We start from the raw sequence: 14619 nt of genomic DNA, 5'->3' as shown, positions 1-14619 counted from the left end.
TTTCCGGCCACGGCACTAGGTGCCCGGCCCTTCGGGTCAGGCAGGCGCCCCGGGAGCTCGCACAGCTCCCGGGGCACGCTCATATGCCGCTGCGGCGGTGCGTCACCAGGCCACGGGGAGCCGCTCCGGCAGCCGCTTGATGAAGCCCGTACGCCACACCAGGTTCTCCGCCGGCACCGCGAGGCGCAGTTCGGGCAGCCGCTCGACCAGGACCTCCAGCGCGATCTCGGCGTGCGCCCGGCCCAGCGCGGAGGCCGGGCAGAAGTGCCGGCCCGCCCCGAAGGCCAGGTTCGCGTTCGGGCTCTCCCGCTCCAGGTTCAGCTCGTCCGGGTTCTCGAACGCCTCCGGGTCGAAGTTGGCCCCCTCCAGGAGGACGAGCACCAGCTCGCCCTCCTTGACCAGGACGTCGCCGACCTGGACGTCCGCCAGGGCGATGCGCGGCAGGCCGTCGCCCACGGACAGGTTCCAGCGCAACAGCTCGTCCACCGCCTTGCCCATGCGCTCGGGGTGAGCGCGGAGGTAGCCGATGAGCTCGGGCTTCTGGAGCAGCGCGAGGACGGCCAGCACCAGGAACGCGGACGTGGACACCGCCCCCGCCCCGAACAGCGAGACGGCGACGGTCGCGAACATGTCGTCGGTCAGGTGCGCCGACTCCGGGTCGGCCTCCTTCAGTTCGGCGAACTTGCCGAGGAGCCCCGTACGCTCCTCGGCAGGCAGCGCGAGCTGTGCGTTCAGCCGGTCGGCGAAGTAGCCGACGTCCTTGTACCAGTTGAGCGCGGAGTCGGCGAACGGCTCGCGGGCGGTCATGAACGCGACGTCCAGCCCCGACATCAGGCGCCGCCAGTCCTCGAACGGCACACCCAGCACCTGGCAGTGCATGGCCGCCGAGAAGGGGTCGGCGAACCCCGCCCGGAGGTCGGCCGGGCCGCCCTCGGCAACGATCTGGTCGATGAGCTCGTTGGCCGTCGCGCGCAGGAAGTCCTGAAGCCCCTTCTGGCGCGGGTTCACCGCCTTCATCACCGCGTTGCGCAGCCCGGCGCTGTTGATGTTGCCCATGTTGTTGACGACCTCGGGCGGGATCGTCAGTGCGTACTGGCGCGGAACGCCGGCGTTCGCCGTGTCCTTGAGGCTGAAACGCTCGTCCTCCAGCACCTGCTTGGCCAGCGCGTAGCTGCTCACCAGCCAGGCCGGGTCCCCGGTGAGGGTACGGACCTTGGCGACCGGAGCCTTCTCGCGCAGCCAGGCGCACTCCTGCGGGAGTACGTCTCCGCGCCGTGAGAGCGGGAAGTCGAGGAGGGCCTCACCGGTCCCCCCGGTCCCTCCGGTCTCCCGTCCCTCAAGCTGCTCGACGCTCATCGACGTTCCTTTCGGTTGGTGCGTGGTTCTCGGCCGGCGCCGCCGGCACCGGCCGCGGGGTCTGGCCGGCCTCGGGCCGTACGACGGCATAGGCCTGGTTCCTCGTCGCACGCAGGCCCCCACCCCGCGCGAAGAGGACATCCGTGAGCGGCATCTTGACGTGGTAGGCCGCCACGGAGGACGGCACGTCGAGAATGCTCGGGGTGTCCACGAAGAACGGCAGCTCTGCCGCCATGTAATCGAAACAGACCTGCAACTGGTCGTCTGTAATCGATTCACCTTCCGGCAACTTCGATCCGACAAAGTGCAGGGCCATTTCCTCGCAGCCCTTGCGGAATTCTGTGTCGGTCTCCAGGAAGTGCAGTACGCGCCGGTGCAATAGTTGGTAAACGGGGTTCGACTGGAACTCCGAAAGTGCCCTCACGCGGATCTCGGCTTGCGGAGGTCCTGACTCCTCCACACCCTTGAGAATCCGTCGCCGAACCGCCTTGATCTCCTTCGTGGCACGCTTCTCGGCGTGTTCCCGGGTGTAGCCGAAAGCGGCGAACATCCGGTCGACGTGGAGGTCTGCGTACACGAAGTCGACCTGCGCGAAGCGGGTCGTGGCCCACTGGGCAAGACTGGTGATGCGCTCGGAACTGAAGTAGCTGTTTCCAGGACTCACTCCGATGAGCACATGGTCGCCGTCTTCCCAGATATGGCGGCAAGTGCGTGTGAAGGGCAGAACTTCGAATGATGCGTCGGCTGTGATCGTCACCTGTGTGATCGCCCTTGTTGCCGCATGTCCCTGGGAGCCCTGCGCTCCTGGTGTGGCGGCAATGTCGGTACGTTATGCCGTGGCCCCGGAGCGTGACAAGTCCGGGCTTGATTTGGTGGCTGGAATTATCGCTTCCGCATCGCGGAAGGGTAATTGAATTTATTTCTGCCGACCGAACGGGACCCGAGGACGGAGCGCGGTCCGGATGCCGCTACCCTGGGCCGGTCAACAAGCACCAAGAAGGGGTGGACCCAGTGGCGGACATCGAGAGCGCACGGGCGACGTTCGGCAAGTTCGACGCGGACGGCGACGGTTTCGTCACGGCCGACGAGTACAGCGCGGCCATGAAGGCGATGGGTGACGCGTACGTCACCGGCGCGGTCGCGGACGCCGTGATCGCCGACAAGGACGCGAACGGCGACGGCCTGATGAGCTTCGACGAGTTCTGGGCCTCCCTGAACAAGTAGCCCCACGCCACCCACGCCGCCCCCGCCACCGCCCCCTGCCGGGCGGGCGGGGGCGTCGGGCTGGGTTGGGCCTGCTGAGCCGGCGGGGGTGTCAGGCGCCGTCGGGCGGCGCCGCGTCGCCCTTCGTCCCCCGCGCCATGTCCTCGACCTCGGTGAGGGCCTCCTCCAGCCAGCGGAGCCAGAACGTCTCCAGGCCGATGCCGCCGTGCAGCACGAGCCGGCGCAGCCGGTCCTCCTCGGAGTTCCGGCCCGGCGGGAAGTCCTTCTCCTCGATGGCCTCGTACGTCGCCAACTGCCGCCGGTGCAGCTCCAGATGGCGCCGCAGCTCCCCGGCCAGCCCCTGCGGCCCCACCACGCCCGCCGCCCGGATCCGCAGCAGCAGCGGGTCCCGGATGGCCTTGGGGTCCTGGCTCTCGCCGACCCACCGGGCGAGCTCCTCGCCACCGGCCGGCAGCACCTCGTACTCCTTCTTCTGCCCCCGTACGGGCACCTCACTGGGCAGCGCCCGGATCAGCCCGGCCTCCTCCAGCCGGCCGAGCTCGCGGTAGATCTGCTGGTGCGTCGCGGACCAGAAGTACCCGATCGACTTGTCGAACCGCCGGGTCAGCTCCAGCCCGGACGAGGGCTTCTCGAGCAGGGCGGTGAGGATGGCGTGCGGGAGCGACATGCCGCCATCCTAGGTTTGCCCGGACTCCGGAACGGCGACGCCGTCGCCGCGGGCGACGGCCACCCCGGTGGCCCGGACGGGCGCGGCCCGGTGGCGGGCCCGCCCGGCCGTGCACAGGCTGGGGGCGTGGCTGCTGACTACGACTACTCAGACCTGACCGCCGTCTATGTGAACTGCACGCTCAAGCGCTCGCCCGAGACCAGCAACACCGAGGGTCTGATCGAGAGGAGCCGTGCGGTCATGGAGTCGGCCGGCACCCGGACCTCACTGATCCGCGCCGTCGACCACGACGTCGCCACCGGTGTGTGGCCGGACATGACCGAGCACGGCTGGGAGAGCGACCAGTGGCCGGTGCTCTACAGCCAGATCATGGACGCCGACATCCTCGTGCTGTGCGGCCCCATCTGGCTGGGCGACAACAGCTCGGTGATGAAGCAGGTCATCGAGCGCCTCTACGCCTGCTCCTCGCTCCTGAACGAGCAGGGCCAGTACGCCTATTACGGGCGCGTGGGCGGCGCGCTCATCACCGGCAACGAGGACGGCGTCAAGCACTGCTCCATGAACATCCTCTACAGCCTCCAGCACCTCGGCTACACGATCCCGCCGCAGGCAGACGCGGGCTGGATCGGCGAGGCCGGGCCCGGGCCCTCGTACCTGGACCCGGGCTCGGGCGGCCCCGAGAACGACTTCACCAACCGCAACACCGCCTTCATGTCCTGGAACCTCATGCACCTGGCCGCCCTGCTCAAGCGCGCGGGCGGGATTCCGGCCTACGGCAACCAGCGCTCGCAGTGGGACGCGGGCTGCCGCTTCGACTTCCCGAACCCCGAGCACCGCTGAGCCGTCCGGCCCGCTCAGCAGCAGACGTTCCGGTGCGCGACGTCCAGGACGAACCGCTCCGGGTGGTGCAGCTTGTGCGTGCTGAAGACCGGCTTGGTGTTGAAGGCGGCGCCGAAGGTGACGTACCCCTCGAAGTCGCCGGTGAGGGCGAGACCCTTGAGCTGGGGCAGATAGATCTTGATGAGCTTCGGCCCGCGGTAGACGTTCTTCCCGGCGTCATCGTGCGCGGCGGCGGGATGCAGGCGGATCTCCAGGAAGAACTTCCCGGCGAGCGGGACGGGCTTGCCGGACCCGTCGTAGAAGAGCCGGGGGACCGGGGTGACGGTGACCGAGGGGACGTGTCCCCGCAGGTCGATGACGATCCGGTCGTACGTGCAGTGTCCGCCCCATCGGGCATTGACGACGAGCGGGGTCTGGGTGGTGCGTGCGCGGGCGCCGGTGGCGGCGGCCGTGGAGGCCGGCGCGGCGAGCGCGATCCCGGCGGAGAGCAGAACGCCCGTGGCCAGTGCGGTGGCCTGCCGGCGGCGTGGGTGGTTCATGACGTCCCCTCGATTCTCGAGAGACGGGGACTGGTGTCACCACATAAGACATTCCCTGCACACCGTTGGTTGCACCCCACGCGGACGAGTCGTCCGGCGGGCCGCGGGAAGTGGGAGATCGCCGGTGCGCGCCCCGTCCGGGTGGCAGTGTGGGCCGGTGGGAAACGGCCGTGCTACAGGGGAGAAGCAGATGCGTCGTCTCAGATCGTCACGTCATGTCCTGGGGGCCCTCGCCCTCGCGCTGGCGGTCGCCGGGTGCGGTGACGGGGAGCGGGAGGTGTCGTAGGAGGGGAAGGGCGGCTACCCGTGGGTGGCGACCGATGAGATCTGCAACGACATGCCGTACGGAAAGCTGGCCGATCCGCTCGGGGCGCGGCAGGAGGTCGCGGACCGCAGCGGGCGGTCCGGCGGGGGCGCGCCCGGGTTCAAGTGCGTACAGGAGCTCGTCGAGACGGGTCCGGCCACGTGGGGGAACGTGAAGGTCGAGCTGGACTTCGCCTTCACCGAGAGCGTCGCCTTCGCCAAGGACGTCCACGCCAAGGACCGGGAGAACACCGGCAAAGACATCGCGGACAGCGGTCTCGTTCCCGTGGAGAAGGTCGGGAGGGAGGCCTTTCGGTTCGGATACCACAAGCCGGCCGAGCTGCGGCAGGTACGGGAGCTCCACGTCCGGGACAGCAACCTGCTGTTCGACGTGACCGTGACCGCCGAGGCGCATACGCCTCCCACCCCCGAGAGCCTCAAGGCGCTGGACACGGCCGTGGACGGCTTCGCCGAAGCGTGCCTCAAGGAGCTGAGGAAGTAGCCCCCGGACGCGTCAGGGGCCCGGCGCGCGCGCCGGGCCCCTGAGGTACGACTACCGCGTACTTACGACTACCGCGTACGACGACCGCGCGAGCCGCGTCAGCACTCGATGACGTTGACCGCGAGGCCGCCGCGGGCGGTCTCCTTGTACTTGACCTTCATATCCGCGCCGGTCTCCTTCATGGTCTTGATGACCTTGTCGAGGGAGACCTTGTGGCTGCCGTCGCCGCGCATGGCCATCTTGGCCGCGGTGACGGCCTTGACCGCCGCCATGCCGTTGCGCTCGATGCACGGGATCTGGACCAGACCGCCGACCGGGTCGCAGGTGAGGCCGAGGTTGTGCTCCATGCCGATCTCGGCCGCGTTCTCGACCTGCTCCGGGGTGCCGCCCAGCACCTCGGCGAGTGCGCCGGCCGCCATCGAGCAGGCCGAGCCGACCTCGCCCTGGCAGCCGACCTCGGCGCCGGAGATGGAGGCGTTCTCCTTGAACAGCATGCCGATCGCACCCGCCGCGAGGAGGAAGCGGACCACGCCGTCCTCGTCCGCGCCCGGGACGAAGTTCATGTAGTAGTGCAGGACCGCCGGGAGGACGCCCGCCGCGCCGTTGGTGGGGGCCGTCACGACGCGGCCGCCTGCCGCGTTCTCCTCGTTGACCGCCATCGCGTAGATCGTCGTCCACTCGCTGCGGTGCATCAGCGGGTCGCCCTCGGTGCGCAGCTGGCGCGCCGTGGAGGCGGCCCGGCGCTTGACCCGCAGGCCGCCCGGGAGGATGCCCTCACGGGACATGCCGCGCGAGACGCAGGACTGCATGACGCGCCAGATTTCGAGGAGGCCCTCGCGGATCTCCTCCTCCGTGCGCCAGGCCTTCTCGTTCTCCAGCATCAGGGAGGAGATGGAGAGGCCGGTCTCGTTCGCGAGGCGGAGCATCTCGTCGCCGGACCGGAAGGGGTACTTCAGGACGGTGTCGTCGAGCTTGATCCGGTCCTCGCCGACCGCGTCCTCGTCCACGACGAAACCGCCGCCTACCGAGTAGTAGGTCTTCTCCAGCAGCGGGGTGCCGGCGGCGTCGTACGCGAAGAGCGTCATGCCGTTCGCGTGGTACGGGAGGGACCGGCGGCGGTGGAGGATCAGCTGGTTCGGCTCGTCGAACGCGATCTCGTGGGCCTCACCTATGTCCGCGCCCAGCAGGCGCAGACGGCCCGTCCGGCGGATCCGCTCCACCTCGTCGTCCGCCGTCTCCACGTTCACGGTGCGCGGGGAGTGGCCCTCCAGGCCCAGGAGCACGGCCTTGGGGGTGCCGTGGCCGTGGCCGGTGGCGCCCAGGGAGCCGAAGAGCTCCGCGCGCACGGACGCGGTCTGGGCGAGGACGCCGTCCTTCTTCAGGCGGGTCACGAACATGCGCGCCGCGCGCATCGGTCCGACGGTGTGGGAGGAGGAAGGACCGATGCCGATCGAGAAGAGATCGAAGACGGAGATGGCCACGGTTGCGGACTCCTATGTCTGCTCGTGGGTGGGAGGCGGGGCAGGAGGGGCGGATCTGCGGATTTTGTCCGGTCCGACAGACGAGCTTAACGCGAACAGGTGAACGGAATGTCTCGTCCGCCTGCCGAGGAGACCACCACGGGGGCGGCGGGCACTGGCCATGAGAAGGGCCCGGCCCTGCGGAAACAGGAACCGGGCCCTCCCCGGTCACATCAGAGCGTCGGGTACAGCGGGAACTTCGCGGCGAGCGCCGAGACGCGGGCCTTGAGGTCGTCGCTGTCGTACGCCGGCTTCAGCGCGGCCGCGATGATCTCGGCGACCTCGGTGAAGTCCTCGGCGCCGAAACCGCGCGTGGCGAGGGCCGGCGTGCCGATCCGCAGACCCGAGGTGACCATGGGCGGCCGCGGGTCGTTCGGGATGGCGTTCCGGTTGACCGTGATGCCGATCTCGTGGAGCCGGTCCTCGGCCTGCTGGCCGTCGAGCTCGGAGTTGCGCAGGTCGACCAGGACCAGGTGCACGTCCGTACCGCCGGAGAGGACGGAGACGCCGACCTCGGTGACGTCGGACTGGACCAGGCGCTCGGCGATGATCTTCGCGCCCTCGAGGGTGCGCTCTTGGCGCTCCTTGAACTCGGGCGAGGCCGCGACCTTGAAGGAGACCGCCTTGGCCGCGATCACGTGCTCCAGCGGGCCGCCCTGCTGGCCCGGGAAGACCGCGGAGTTGATCTTCTTGGCCAGTTCCTGCGTCGACAGGATGACACCGCCGCGCGGACCGCCGAGGGTCTTGTGCGTGGTGGTGGTCACGACGTGGGCGTGCGGCACCGGGTTCGGGTGCAGACCCGCGGCGACCAGTCCGGCGAAGTGCGCCATGTCGACCATCAGGTACGCGCCGACCTCGTCCGCGATGCGGCGGAAGGCGGCGAAGTCCAGCTGGCGCGGGTAGGCGGACCAGCCGGCGACGATCAGCTGCGGCTTGGACTCCTTGGCGAGGCGCTCGACCTCGGCCATGTCCACCTGGCCGGTCTCGTCGACGTGGTACGGGACCACGTTGTAGAGCTTGCCGGAGAAGTTGATCTTCATGCCGTGGGTCAGGTGACCGCCGTGGGCCAGGCTCAGGCCCATGATCGTGTCGCCCGGCTTCAGCAGCGCGAACATCGCGGCGGCGTTGGCCTGCGCGCCCGAGTGGGGCTGCACGTTCGCGGCCTCGGCGCCGAACAGCGCCTTGATGCGGTCGATCGCGATCTGCTCGACGACGTCGACGTGCTCGCAGCCGCCGTAGTAGCGGCGGCCCGGGTAGCCCTCGGCGTACTTGTTGGTCAGGACCGAGCCCTGGGCCTCCATGACGGCGACCGGAGCGAAGTTCTCCGACGCGATCATTTCCAGGGTCGACTGCTGGCGGACGAGCTCGGCGTCGACGGCGGCGGCGACGTCCGGGTCGAGCTCGTGGAGGGGGGTGTTCAGAACAGACATGTCTATCCCTCGGGTGGGTCAGCCGGCGGTGAGAGCGGTGTACTGGTCAGCGGAGAGCAGGTCGGCCGGCTCGTCCGTGATCTTGACCTTGAACAGCCAGCCACCCGCGAGCGGGGCGGAGTTGACCAGTGCCGGGTCGTCCACGACGTCCTGGTTGGCCTCGACGACCTCGCCGGTGACCGGGGCGTAGAGGTCGCTGACGGACTTGGTCGACTCCAGTTCGCCGCAGGTGTCGCCGGCCGTCACGGTGTCGCCCACCTCGGGGAGCTGGGCGTAGACGACGTCACCGAGCGCGTTGGCCGCGAACTCCGTGATGCCGACCGTGGCGACGCCGTCGGCGTCGACGGCCGTGACCCACTCGTGTTCCTTGGTGTAGCGCAGCTGCTGGGGGTTGCTCATGACCTGATTCTCCTGGATGCGGGGGAGTGGATACGAACAGTGGTCTTGCGTGGCGAGACGTACTGACGGCGTTTCCGGGGCGAGCCGGGGCGTGCCGCGGTGTACCGGGCCGTGCCGAGGCGTGGTGAGACGCCCCGCGACGCCCCGAGACGGTGTACGGGTCGGGGTCGGGGTCGGGGTTACTTCTGCCGCTTGTAGAACGGCAGGGCCACGACCTCGTACGGCTCATGCGTACCGCGAATGTCCACGCCGACGCCGGAGGTGCCGGGCGCGGCGTGCGCCGCGTCCACGTACGCCATCGCGATCGGCTTGCCCAGCGTCGGGGACGGGGCGCCCGAGGTGACCTCGCCGATGACCTGGCCGTCGGCCACGACGGGGAAGCCGGCGCGCGGGACGCGGCGGCCCTCGGCGATCAGGCCGACCAGCTTGCGCGGCGGGTTCGTGGCGGCGCGCTCGGCGGCGGCCTCCAGGGCGGCGCGGCCGACGAAGTCGCCCTCCTTCTCGAACTTCACGACCCGGCCCAGACCCGCGTCGAACGGGGTGAGGGAGGTGGTCAGCTCGTGCCCGTACAGCGGCATGCCCGCCTCCAGGCGCAGGGTGTCGCGGCAGGACAGGCCGGCCGGGACCAGGCCGACGCCCTCGCCGGCCTTGGTCAGGGCCTGCCACAGCTCCACGGCGTGCTCGGGGGCCACGAACAGCTCGAAGCCGTCCTCGCCGGTGTAGCCGGTACGGGCGATCAGCGCGGGCACGCCCGCGACGGTGCCCGGCAGGCCGGCGTAGTACTTCAGCCCGTCCAGGTCGGCGTCGGTGAGGGACTTCAGGATGCCGGGGGACTCGGGGCCCTGGACGGCGATCAGCGCGTACGCGTCGCGATCGTCGCGGACCTCGGTGTCGAAGCCGGCCGCGCGCTCGGTCAGGGCGTCCAGGACGACCTGGGCGTTGGAGGCGTTCGCGACGACCATGAACTCGGTCTCGCCGAGGCGGTAGACGATCAGGTCGTCGACGATCCCGCCGTCCTCCTGGCAGATGTGCGTGTAGCGGGCGCGGCCGACGCCGACGGTGGAGATGTTGCCGACCAGCGCGTAGTCGAGGGCCTTGACGGCCTCCGGGCCGATGAGCGTGATCTCACCCATGTGGGACAGGTCGAAGAGACCGGCCTTGGTGCGGACGGCGTTGTGCTCGTCGCGCTCGCTGGCGTAGCGCAGGGGCATGTCCCAGCCCGCGAAGTCGGTCATGGTCGCACCGAGCGAGCGGTGCAGCGCATCGAGGGCGGTCAGGCGGGGGGCAGTGCTCATGGGTGTGGCTCCCGGGTCCCAGGGCATGACATGACGAGGACGATCCTCCCCATCTGTCATCGGAACCTGAGAGGTTCGCCGAGAGTTCCCATCGAGGGGGAACGCCGACTTGCACCTTGGGTGGAGCACACGCCGTTGCCGTCACTGACGGCGGCGCGGCTCGCTTTTCAGATCTGCCTCATCCACGCGGTACGGGGCCTGAGAGATTCAAGGGAGGTACTTGCTCCTTCGGCGCCCGGACACGGCCTAGCGGCGTGCCGGGACTCTCCCGCGCGGATTCAAGCGGCCGGTATGCAGTTTGGTGTCCAGATGGCGCACATCATTGCACGCGTCGACCGGATGTGGGCGTGGGGGCCCGAAAGTATGTGCTGATCCAAGGCGTGCGGGACCGGAACCGGCGGCGCCGGATTACCGTCTCTTTACATTCAGTGGGCATGGGGCCTGGTGGCCCGATTCGGGGGAGGCGATCACTGTGCGGCGATTCGGACTTCTGGCGACGGGGATGGCGACGGCGGGCACCGTGGACGGGGTTCCGGCGCAGCGGGGCGTGCGCGGAACGGGCGAGCGGGTGGCCTGCGCTCCCGTGCCGGTGCGAGACCTGCGGGGGCCCGCCGGGGGGCGCGGCCCGCGGCGGCTGGGGTTCGCCGAGGGGGACATAGTCGTCGTGTCCGGGCTTCCGGGTGGTGGCAAGAGCACGCTGATCAAGCGGGCCGCCGAGGGTGGGGGCATCGACTCCCAGGACGTCCGCGAACGCTGGGAGCGCCGGATGCCGGCGGCGCTCCCGTATGCCGTGTACCGGCCGCTGGTCCGCGTCGCGCACTACTGGGGGCTGTGGCGGGCCTTGCGCTCCGGGGCCTCGGCGGTGGTCCACGACTGCGGTACGCAGAGCTGGGTGCGGGGCCTGCTCGCCGCGGCCGCCCGGCGCCGGGGCCGGGCGCTGCACCTGGTCCTCCTGGACACCACACCCCAGGAGGCCCTGTCCGGGCAGGCGGCGCGGGGCCGGGGCGTGTCCGCGTACGCCTTCGCCCGGCACCGCGGAGCGGTGACCCGCCTCCTCCGCGACGCGGAGTCCGGCCGCCTCCCGTCGGGCTGCACCTCAGCCACCCTCCTGGACCGCGACTCGGCCTCCCGCGTCACACGAATCGCCTTCCACTAGCCCCCGCCACCTCCAGCCTCGAGGCCGGGCTTGCGGGTAAATCCAGCCGCAGGCGTTTGAGGCTCGGGCCCGGCAACTTCAGCCTCGCCGGCGTTTGAGGCGCGGGTCCGGGCGGAGCCCGGTGCCCGGCGGAGCCGGGTTCCCTGGGGCGCCGCCCCAGACCCCGCGCCTCAAACGCCGGCGAGGCTGAAGGTGGCCGGCCCGGCTGGATGGTGCGGCGGGGTCCGGTGGTCCGGCGGGCACCGCAGGTGTAACCGTGGGCGGGGGACGGACTAATCTCGGGCTGACACGCGGCAGCGGACAGGCGGAGGCGGAAGATGCACGGCGGCGGCTGGCCGGAGAACGAGCTGGAGCAGGTGCTCGGGGCGGCGCTGGGACAGGCGGACGCCGGAGCGCGGATCCTGGAGGTGCTCGGCCGCAGCCGGGTCTGGGTGCCGCTCCCCGCCGGCGGCGGGCCGGACCAGGACGGCCTCACCCTCCCGGCCATGGACATCGACGGGGCGGCGTACGTCCCGGTCTACAGCTCCGAGTCCCAGTTCCTCGCCTGCGCCGGCCCCGGCATGGACTTCGCCGTGGCCCCGGCCGTCGAGTTCGCCCGCGGCCTGCCCCCGCAGCTCGGCATCGCCGTGAACCCCGAGGGCGCCGTCGGCGTCCCGCTGCCCCCGCCCGCCGTCGCGGAGCTGTGCCGTACCGGCCGGACCCCCCTCGACGGCCCCGCCACCGGCGGCCGCGTCCGGCTCTACGAGCCCGACTGGCAGGACGACCCGGTCGACTTCCTGGCGGCCGCCGCCGAGGAGTTCCGCGCCACCGGGGTGGTCGCCGCCGCGCACCGCTGCCTCGCCAGCGTCGAGGGAGGCGCCCCGGAGCTCTACATCGGTGTCCACCTCCTGGGATGGGAGCCCGAGATGCGAAACGCTCCGATGGACGCCCTCGGCCGGGCCCTGACCCGCGTACCGCCGCCCTGGCCCGTGCAGTTGATCCTTCTCGACGCCGCCCAGGATCCCGTGACCGACTGGATTCGTGAGCGCGTGCGCCCCTTCTTCCTGCCGTAGAGCCGCTTAAGCTGGTTACATTTCCGGGCCGCACGCATGGCTTGAGTACGTGTGGACGACGGGCGGACGAAGAGGGGTACCGGGTGAGTGCGTCAGGCACGGCCGCGGCCGGGCAGGTCGAGCACATGCTGCGCCAGGTGACTCCCGGGCGCTATGAGAGCTACGAGTCACTCCTGCACGCCCTCGCCGAGGGCCGGCTGTGGATGATGCTGTGGCAGGGGCAGCCGGGTTCCCCGGACGCCCAGTACGGCGGCATGGAGGTCGAGGGGCTCGGGTACGCGCCCTGCGTGACCTCCCCGCAGGAACTGGCCGCCAGCGGCTGGAACCGGGGCTACGAGGTCGTCACGGGCCGGGACATCGCCCGCGCCCTCTACCCGGACCGCTGGGGGCTGTGGCTCAACCCGCACGCCCAGGGCGGCGGCCTGGGCATCCCCTGGGCCGACCTGCGCCGGATCGCCACCGGCCTGGACCGGATGCCGGCCGGGCCGCTGCGGCTGTCCGAGCCGTCCCTGGAGCTCCCGCAGTTCTACGGGCTGCTGACCCGGCACGCGCACCAGACGCCCGCCGTGCGGTCCCTGCGCCGCGCGTGGGTGCAGCCGGCCCTCGGGTCGCCGTACCTGGCGGTCGGGCTGGACCTCTACGACGCCTCCGCGCCCGCGCTGGAATCCGTACGGGAGATGATGCGGCAGTCGGTCGGAGCGGTCCCCGAGGGCGTCCCGGTGTGCACGGTCGCGCTGGCGGACGAGCACGACCCCGTCGCGATGTGGCTCCGCGCGCAGACCAGGCCCTTCTACGACCGCGAGGGGCAGTCCCCGTCGTACTGAGACAGGCGGAATCCGGCCACGATCGCGCCCCGAACCGCTGTTTCGCATATTGAGACATCCGTCTCGAAGGCCGCACCGAACCCCTTCGGTGCGGCCTCTGTCATTTCCACCCAATCCGGCCAATGACCAGGCACGAAATGCCAGTTGGGCCTGATGTCCGTTCCGCGCCAGAACGGGGCACGTTGCACCGCTCAACCGACCCCGTTCTCCGGATAACGGAAGGTGTCGGGGCAGATCACGGTTGCGCATCACATCACCGGCAGGTCTGGCGGGCGATCGCGGGGCCGTTGAAGACTCCCCCCACCGAAGGCCGGTCAATCCCACAATCACCGGCTCTTCACGTGCACTTCAGGCACAATTCGCGCCAATCGCACCATCAGCGACACCTATGTGAAACAAGCCGCCACAGCGGCGGGCATGGGCCGGCCACCGTCGGCCGAGAGGGGTCCCCACCACGATGACGGCACCACTGCACGACACCGGCGCGGCCGAGCCCACAGCCGCCCCCGCCCCCGACATCCCGCAGAAGGCGATCGAGGGGCGCTCACCGTGGAAGATCGCCTGGTCCCGGCTCAAGCGCGACAAGGTCGCGCTCGCCGGCGGTGTGATCGTGCTCCTGCTGATCCTCGTCGCGATCTTCGCGCCGCTGATCGTCGCGGCCTTCGGCCACCCGCCGGAGGAGCTGCACGAGGACCTGCTGGACCCGCTCCTCGGCCTCCCGACCGGTGACTGGGGCGGCATGAACGGGGACTTCCTGCTGGGCATCGAGCCGGTCAACGGCCGCGACGTCTTCAGCCGGATCGTCTACGGCGCCCGCATCTCGCTGCTGGTGGCCTTCCTGTCCGCCTTCGTGGCGGTATCGCTCGGCACCGTCTTCGGCATCATCGCCGGCTACTTCGGCGGCTGGGTCGACGCCGCGATCAGCCGCGTGATGGACCTGCTGCTGGCCTTCCCGCAGTTGCTGTTCATCATCGCGCTGATCTCCGTGATCCCCAGCAAGCTGTGGGGCTTCGAGGGCTCGGGCCTGCGGATCGCCGTACTGGTCCTGGTCATCGGCTTCTTCGGCTGGCCGTACATCGGCCGCATCGTCCGCGGGCAGACCCTGTCGCTGCGCGAGCGGGAGTACGTCGAAGCGGCGCGCAGCCTGGGCGCGGGCCGGATGTACATCCTCTTCCGCGAGCTGCTCCCGAACCTGGTGGCGCCCATCACCGTCTACACGACGCTGATGATCCCCACCAACGTGCTGACCGAGGCCGCGCTGAGCTTCCTCGGAGTCGGCGTCAAGCCGCCCACGCCGTCCTGGGGCGAGACCCTCTCGACGGCCGTGCGGACCTATGAGGACGATCCGCTCTTCATGATCTTCCCCGGCGTGGCGATCTTCATCACCGTGCTGGCCTTCAACCTCTTCGGCGACGGCGTCCGCGACGCCCTCGACCCGAAGGGCTCCCGCTAGCCGGGAACCACCGCAGGCAAGACCGCAAGGCAAACCGGATCTCGGCTTCGAAGCCGGAA

The 14619-nt window shown here is 70.3% G+C and carries 15 protein-coding genes and 1 riboswitch; of the genes, 7 read left to right on the top strand and 8 right to left on the bottom strand.

What is annotated here, in order from left to right; all coding sequences use genetic code 11:
* Positions 1-102 precede the first annotated feature (102 nt).
* Positions 103-1356 (bottom strand): cytochrome P450, encoded by a 1254-nt coding sequence (locus tag J7I97_RS08740; RefSeq protein WP_214932465.1) that lies wholly within the window; start codon positions 1354-1356, stop codon positions 103-105.
* Positions 1337-2113: a tRNA-dependent cyclodipeptide synthase gene (locus J7I97_RS08735; protein WP_214932464.1), complete on the bottom strand. Its 777-nt coding sequence runs from the start codon at positions 2111-2113 to the stop codon at positions 1337-1339. Before J7I97_RS08735 ends, J7I97_RS08740 begins: the two co-directional genes overlap by 20 nt.
* Positions 2114-2367: 254 nt before the next feature.
* Here J7I97_RS08735 and J7I97_RS08730 point away from each other — a divergent pair, with 254 nt between their 5' ends.
* Positions 2368-2580 (top strand): EF-hand domain-containing protein, encoded by a 213-nt coding sequence (locus tag J7I97_RS08730; RefSeq protein ID WP_214932462.1) that lies wholly within the window; start codon positions 2368-2370, stop codon positions 2578-2580.
* 91 nt (positions 2581-2671) lie between these two features.
* Here J7I97_RS08730 and J7I97_RS08725 read toward each other — a convergent pair whose 3' ends face one another.
* On the bottom strand, positions 2672-3247 hold the full coding sequence (locus tag J7I97_RS08725) for a PadR family transcriptional regulator (protein WP_214932460.1): 576 nt from the start codon (positions 3245-3247) through the stop codon (positions 2672-2674).
* Positions 3248-3373: 126 nt separating this feature from the next.
* On the opposite strand from J7I97_RS08725, the gene J7I97_RS08720 reads away from it, so the two are divergent.
* Positions 3374-4087 (top strand): flavodoxin family protein, encoded by a 714-nt coding sequence (locus J7I97_RS08720; RefSeq protein WP_214932458.1) that lies wholly within the window; start codon positions 3374-3376, stop codon positions 4085-4087.
* Between the two features lie 14 nt (positions 4088-4101).
* Here J7I97_RS08720 and J7I97_RS08715 read toward each other — a convergent pair whose 3' ends face one another.
* Positions 4102-4626, bottom strand: a complete 525-nt coding sequence (locus J7I97_RS08715; protein WP_214932456.1) for a hypothetical protein — start codon at positions 4624-4626, stop codon at positions 4102-4104.
* 310 nt (positions 4627-4936) lie between these two features.
* Between J7I97_RS08715 and J7I97_RS08710 the strand changes: the two genes are divergently transcribed.
* Positions 4937-5431: a hypothetical protein gene (locus J7I97_RS08710; RefSeq protein ID WP_214932454.1), complete on the top strand. Its 495-nt coding sequence runs from the start codon at positions 4937-4939 to the stop codon at positions 5429-5431.
* 98 nt (positions 5432-5529) lie between these two features.
* On the opposite strand, the gene J7I97_RS08705 is transcribed toward J7I97_RS08710, so the two are convergent.
* From J7I97_RS08705 to gcvT, 4 genes are all read right to left on the bottom strand, one after another.
* Positions 5530-6912 carry an L-serine ammonia-lyase gene (locus tag J7I97_RS08705; protein WP_214932451.1) on the bottom strand — a complete coding sequence of 461 codons (1383 nt, stop codon included), beginning with the start codon at positions 6910-6912 and terminating at the stop codon, positions 5530-5532.
* 212 nt (positions 6913-7124) lie between these two features.
* Complete coding sequence (gene glyA, locus J7I97_RS08700; protein WP_214932449.1) at positions 7125-8381, bottom strand: serine hydroxymethyltransferase; 1257 nt, start codon at positions 8379-8381, stop codon at positions 7125-7127.
* Positions 8382-8399: 18 nt separating this feature from the next.
* Positions 8400-8780, bottom strand: coding sequence for a glycine cleavage system protein GcvH (gene gcvH / locus J7I97_RS08695; protein WP_214932447.1), 381 nt, complete (start codon positions 8778-8780; stop codon positions 8400-8402).
* A gap of 179 nt (positions 8781-8959) precedes the next feature.
* Positions 8960-10075: a glycine cleavage system aminomethyltransferase GcvT gene (gene gcvT / locus J7I97_RS08690; protein ID WP_214932445.1), complete on the bottom strand. Its 1116-nt coding sequence runs from the start codon at positions 10073-10075 to the stop codon at positions 8960-8962.
* Positions 10076-10252: 177 nt separating this feature from the next.
* Positions 10253-10356, bottom strand: a riboswitch (glycine riboswitch).
* Between the two features lie 221 nt (positions 10357-10577).
* Here gcvT and J7I97_RS08685 point away from each other — a divergent pair.
* From J7I97_RS08685 to J7I97_RS08670, 4 genes are all read left to right on the top strand, one after another.
* Complete coding sequence (locus J7I97_RS08685; protein ID WP_251058613.1) at positions 10578-11231, top strand: AAA family ATPase; 654 nt, start codon at positions 10578-10580, stop codon at positions 11229-11231.
* 317 nt (positions 11232-11548) lie between these two features.
* Entirely contained in the window at positions 11549-12283 is a 735-nt protein-coding gene (locus tag J7I97_RS08680) for an enhanced serine sensitivity protein SseB (protein WP_214932443.1), read from the top strand.
* 83 nt (positions 12284-12366) lie between these two features.
* A complete protein-coding gene (locus tag J7I97_RS08675) occupies positions 12367-13107 on the top strand; it encodes an enhanced serine sensitivity protein SseB C-terminal domain-containing protein (RefSeq protein ID WP_214932441.1) in 741 nt (246 codons plus the stop codon).
* A gap of 457 nt (positions 13108-13564) precedes the next feature.
* Positions 13565-14560 carry an ABC transporter permease gene (locus tag J7I97_RS08670; RefSeq protein ID WP_214932440.1) on the top strand — a complete coding sequence of 332 codons (996 nt, stop codon included), beginning with the start codon at positions 13565-13567 and terminating at the stop codon, positions 14558-14560.
* The last annotated feature ends 59 nt before the right edge of the window (positions 14561-14619 follow it).

It is taken from the genome of Streptomyces sp. ISL-87, assembly GCF_018614095.1.
Lineage (GTDB): Bacteria > Actinomycetota > Actinomycetes > Streptomycetales > Streptomycetaceae > Streptomyces.
The sequence above is the reverse complement of the archived record's forward strand: the minus strand, read 5'-3'. Positions and strand labels throughout refer to the sequence as shown.

Bases quoted from the DNA above. Each gene is read 5' to 3' on its own strand.
- J7I97_RS08685 (WP_251058613.1), top strand. From the start codon at position 10,578: ATGGCGACGGCGGGCACCGTGGACGGGGTTCCGGCGCAGCGGGGCGTG.
- J7I97_RS08715 (WP_214932456.1), bottom strand. From the start codon at position 4,626: ATGAACCACCCACGCCGCCGGCAGGCCACCGCACTGGCCACGGGCGTT.
- J7I97_RS08680 (WP_214932443.1), top strand. From the start codon at position 11,549: ATGCACGGCGGCGGCTGGCCGGAGAACGAGCTGGAGCAGGTGCTCGGG.
- gcvH (WP_214932447.1), bottom strand. From the start codon at position 8,780: ATGAGCAACCCCCAGCAGCTGCGCTACACCAAGGAACACGAGTGGGTC.
- gcvT (WP_214932445.1), bottom strand. From the start codon at position 10,075: ATGAGCACTGCCCCCCGCCTGACCGCCCTCGATGCGCTGCACCGCTCG.
- J7I97_RS08740 (WP_214932465.1), bottom strand. From the start codon at position 1,356: ATGAGCGTCGAGCAGCTTGAGGGACGGGAGACCGGAGGGACCGGGGGG.
- glyA (WP_214932449.1), bottom strand. From the start codon at position 8,381: ATGTCTGTTCTGAACACCCCCCTCCACGAGCTCGACCCGGACGTCGCC.
- J7I97_RS08725 (WP_214932460.1), bottom strand. From the start codon at position 3,247: ATGTCGCTCCCGCACGCCATCCTCACCGCCCTGCTCGAGAAGCCCTCG.
- J7I97_RS08670 (WP_214932440.1), top strand. From the start codon at position 13,565: ATGACGGCACCACTGCACGACACCGGCGCGGCCGAGCCCACAGCCGCC.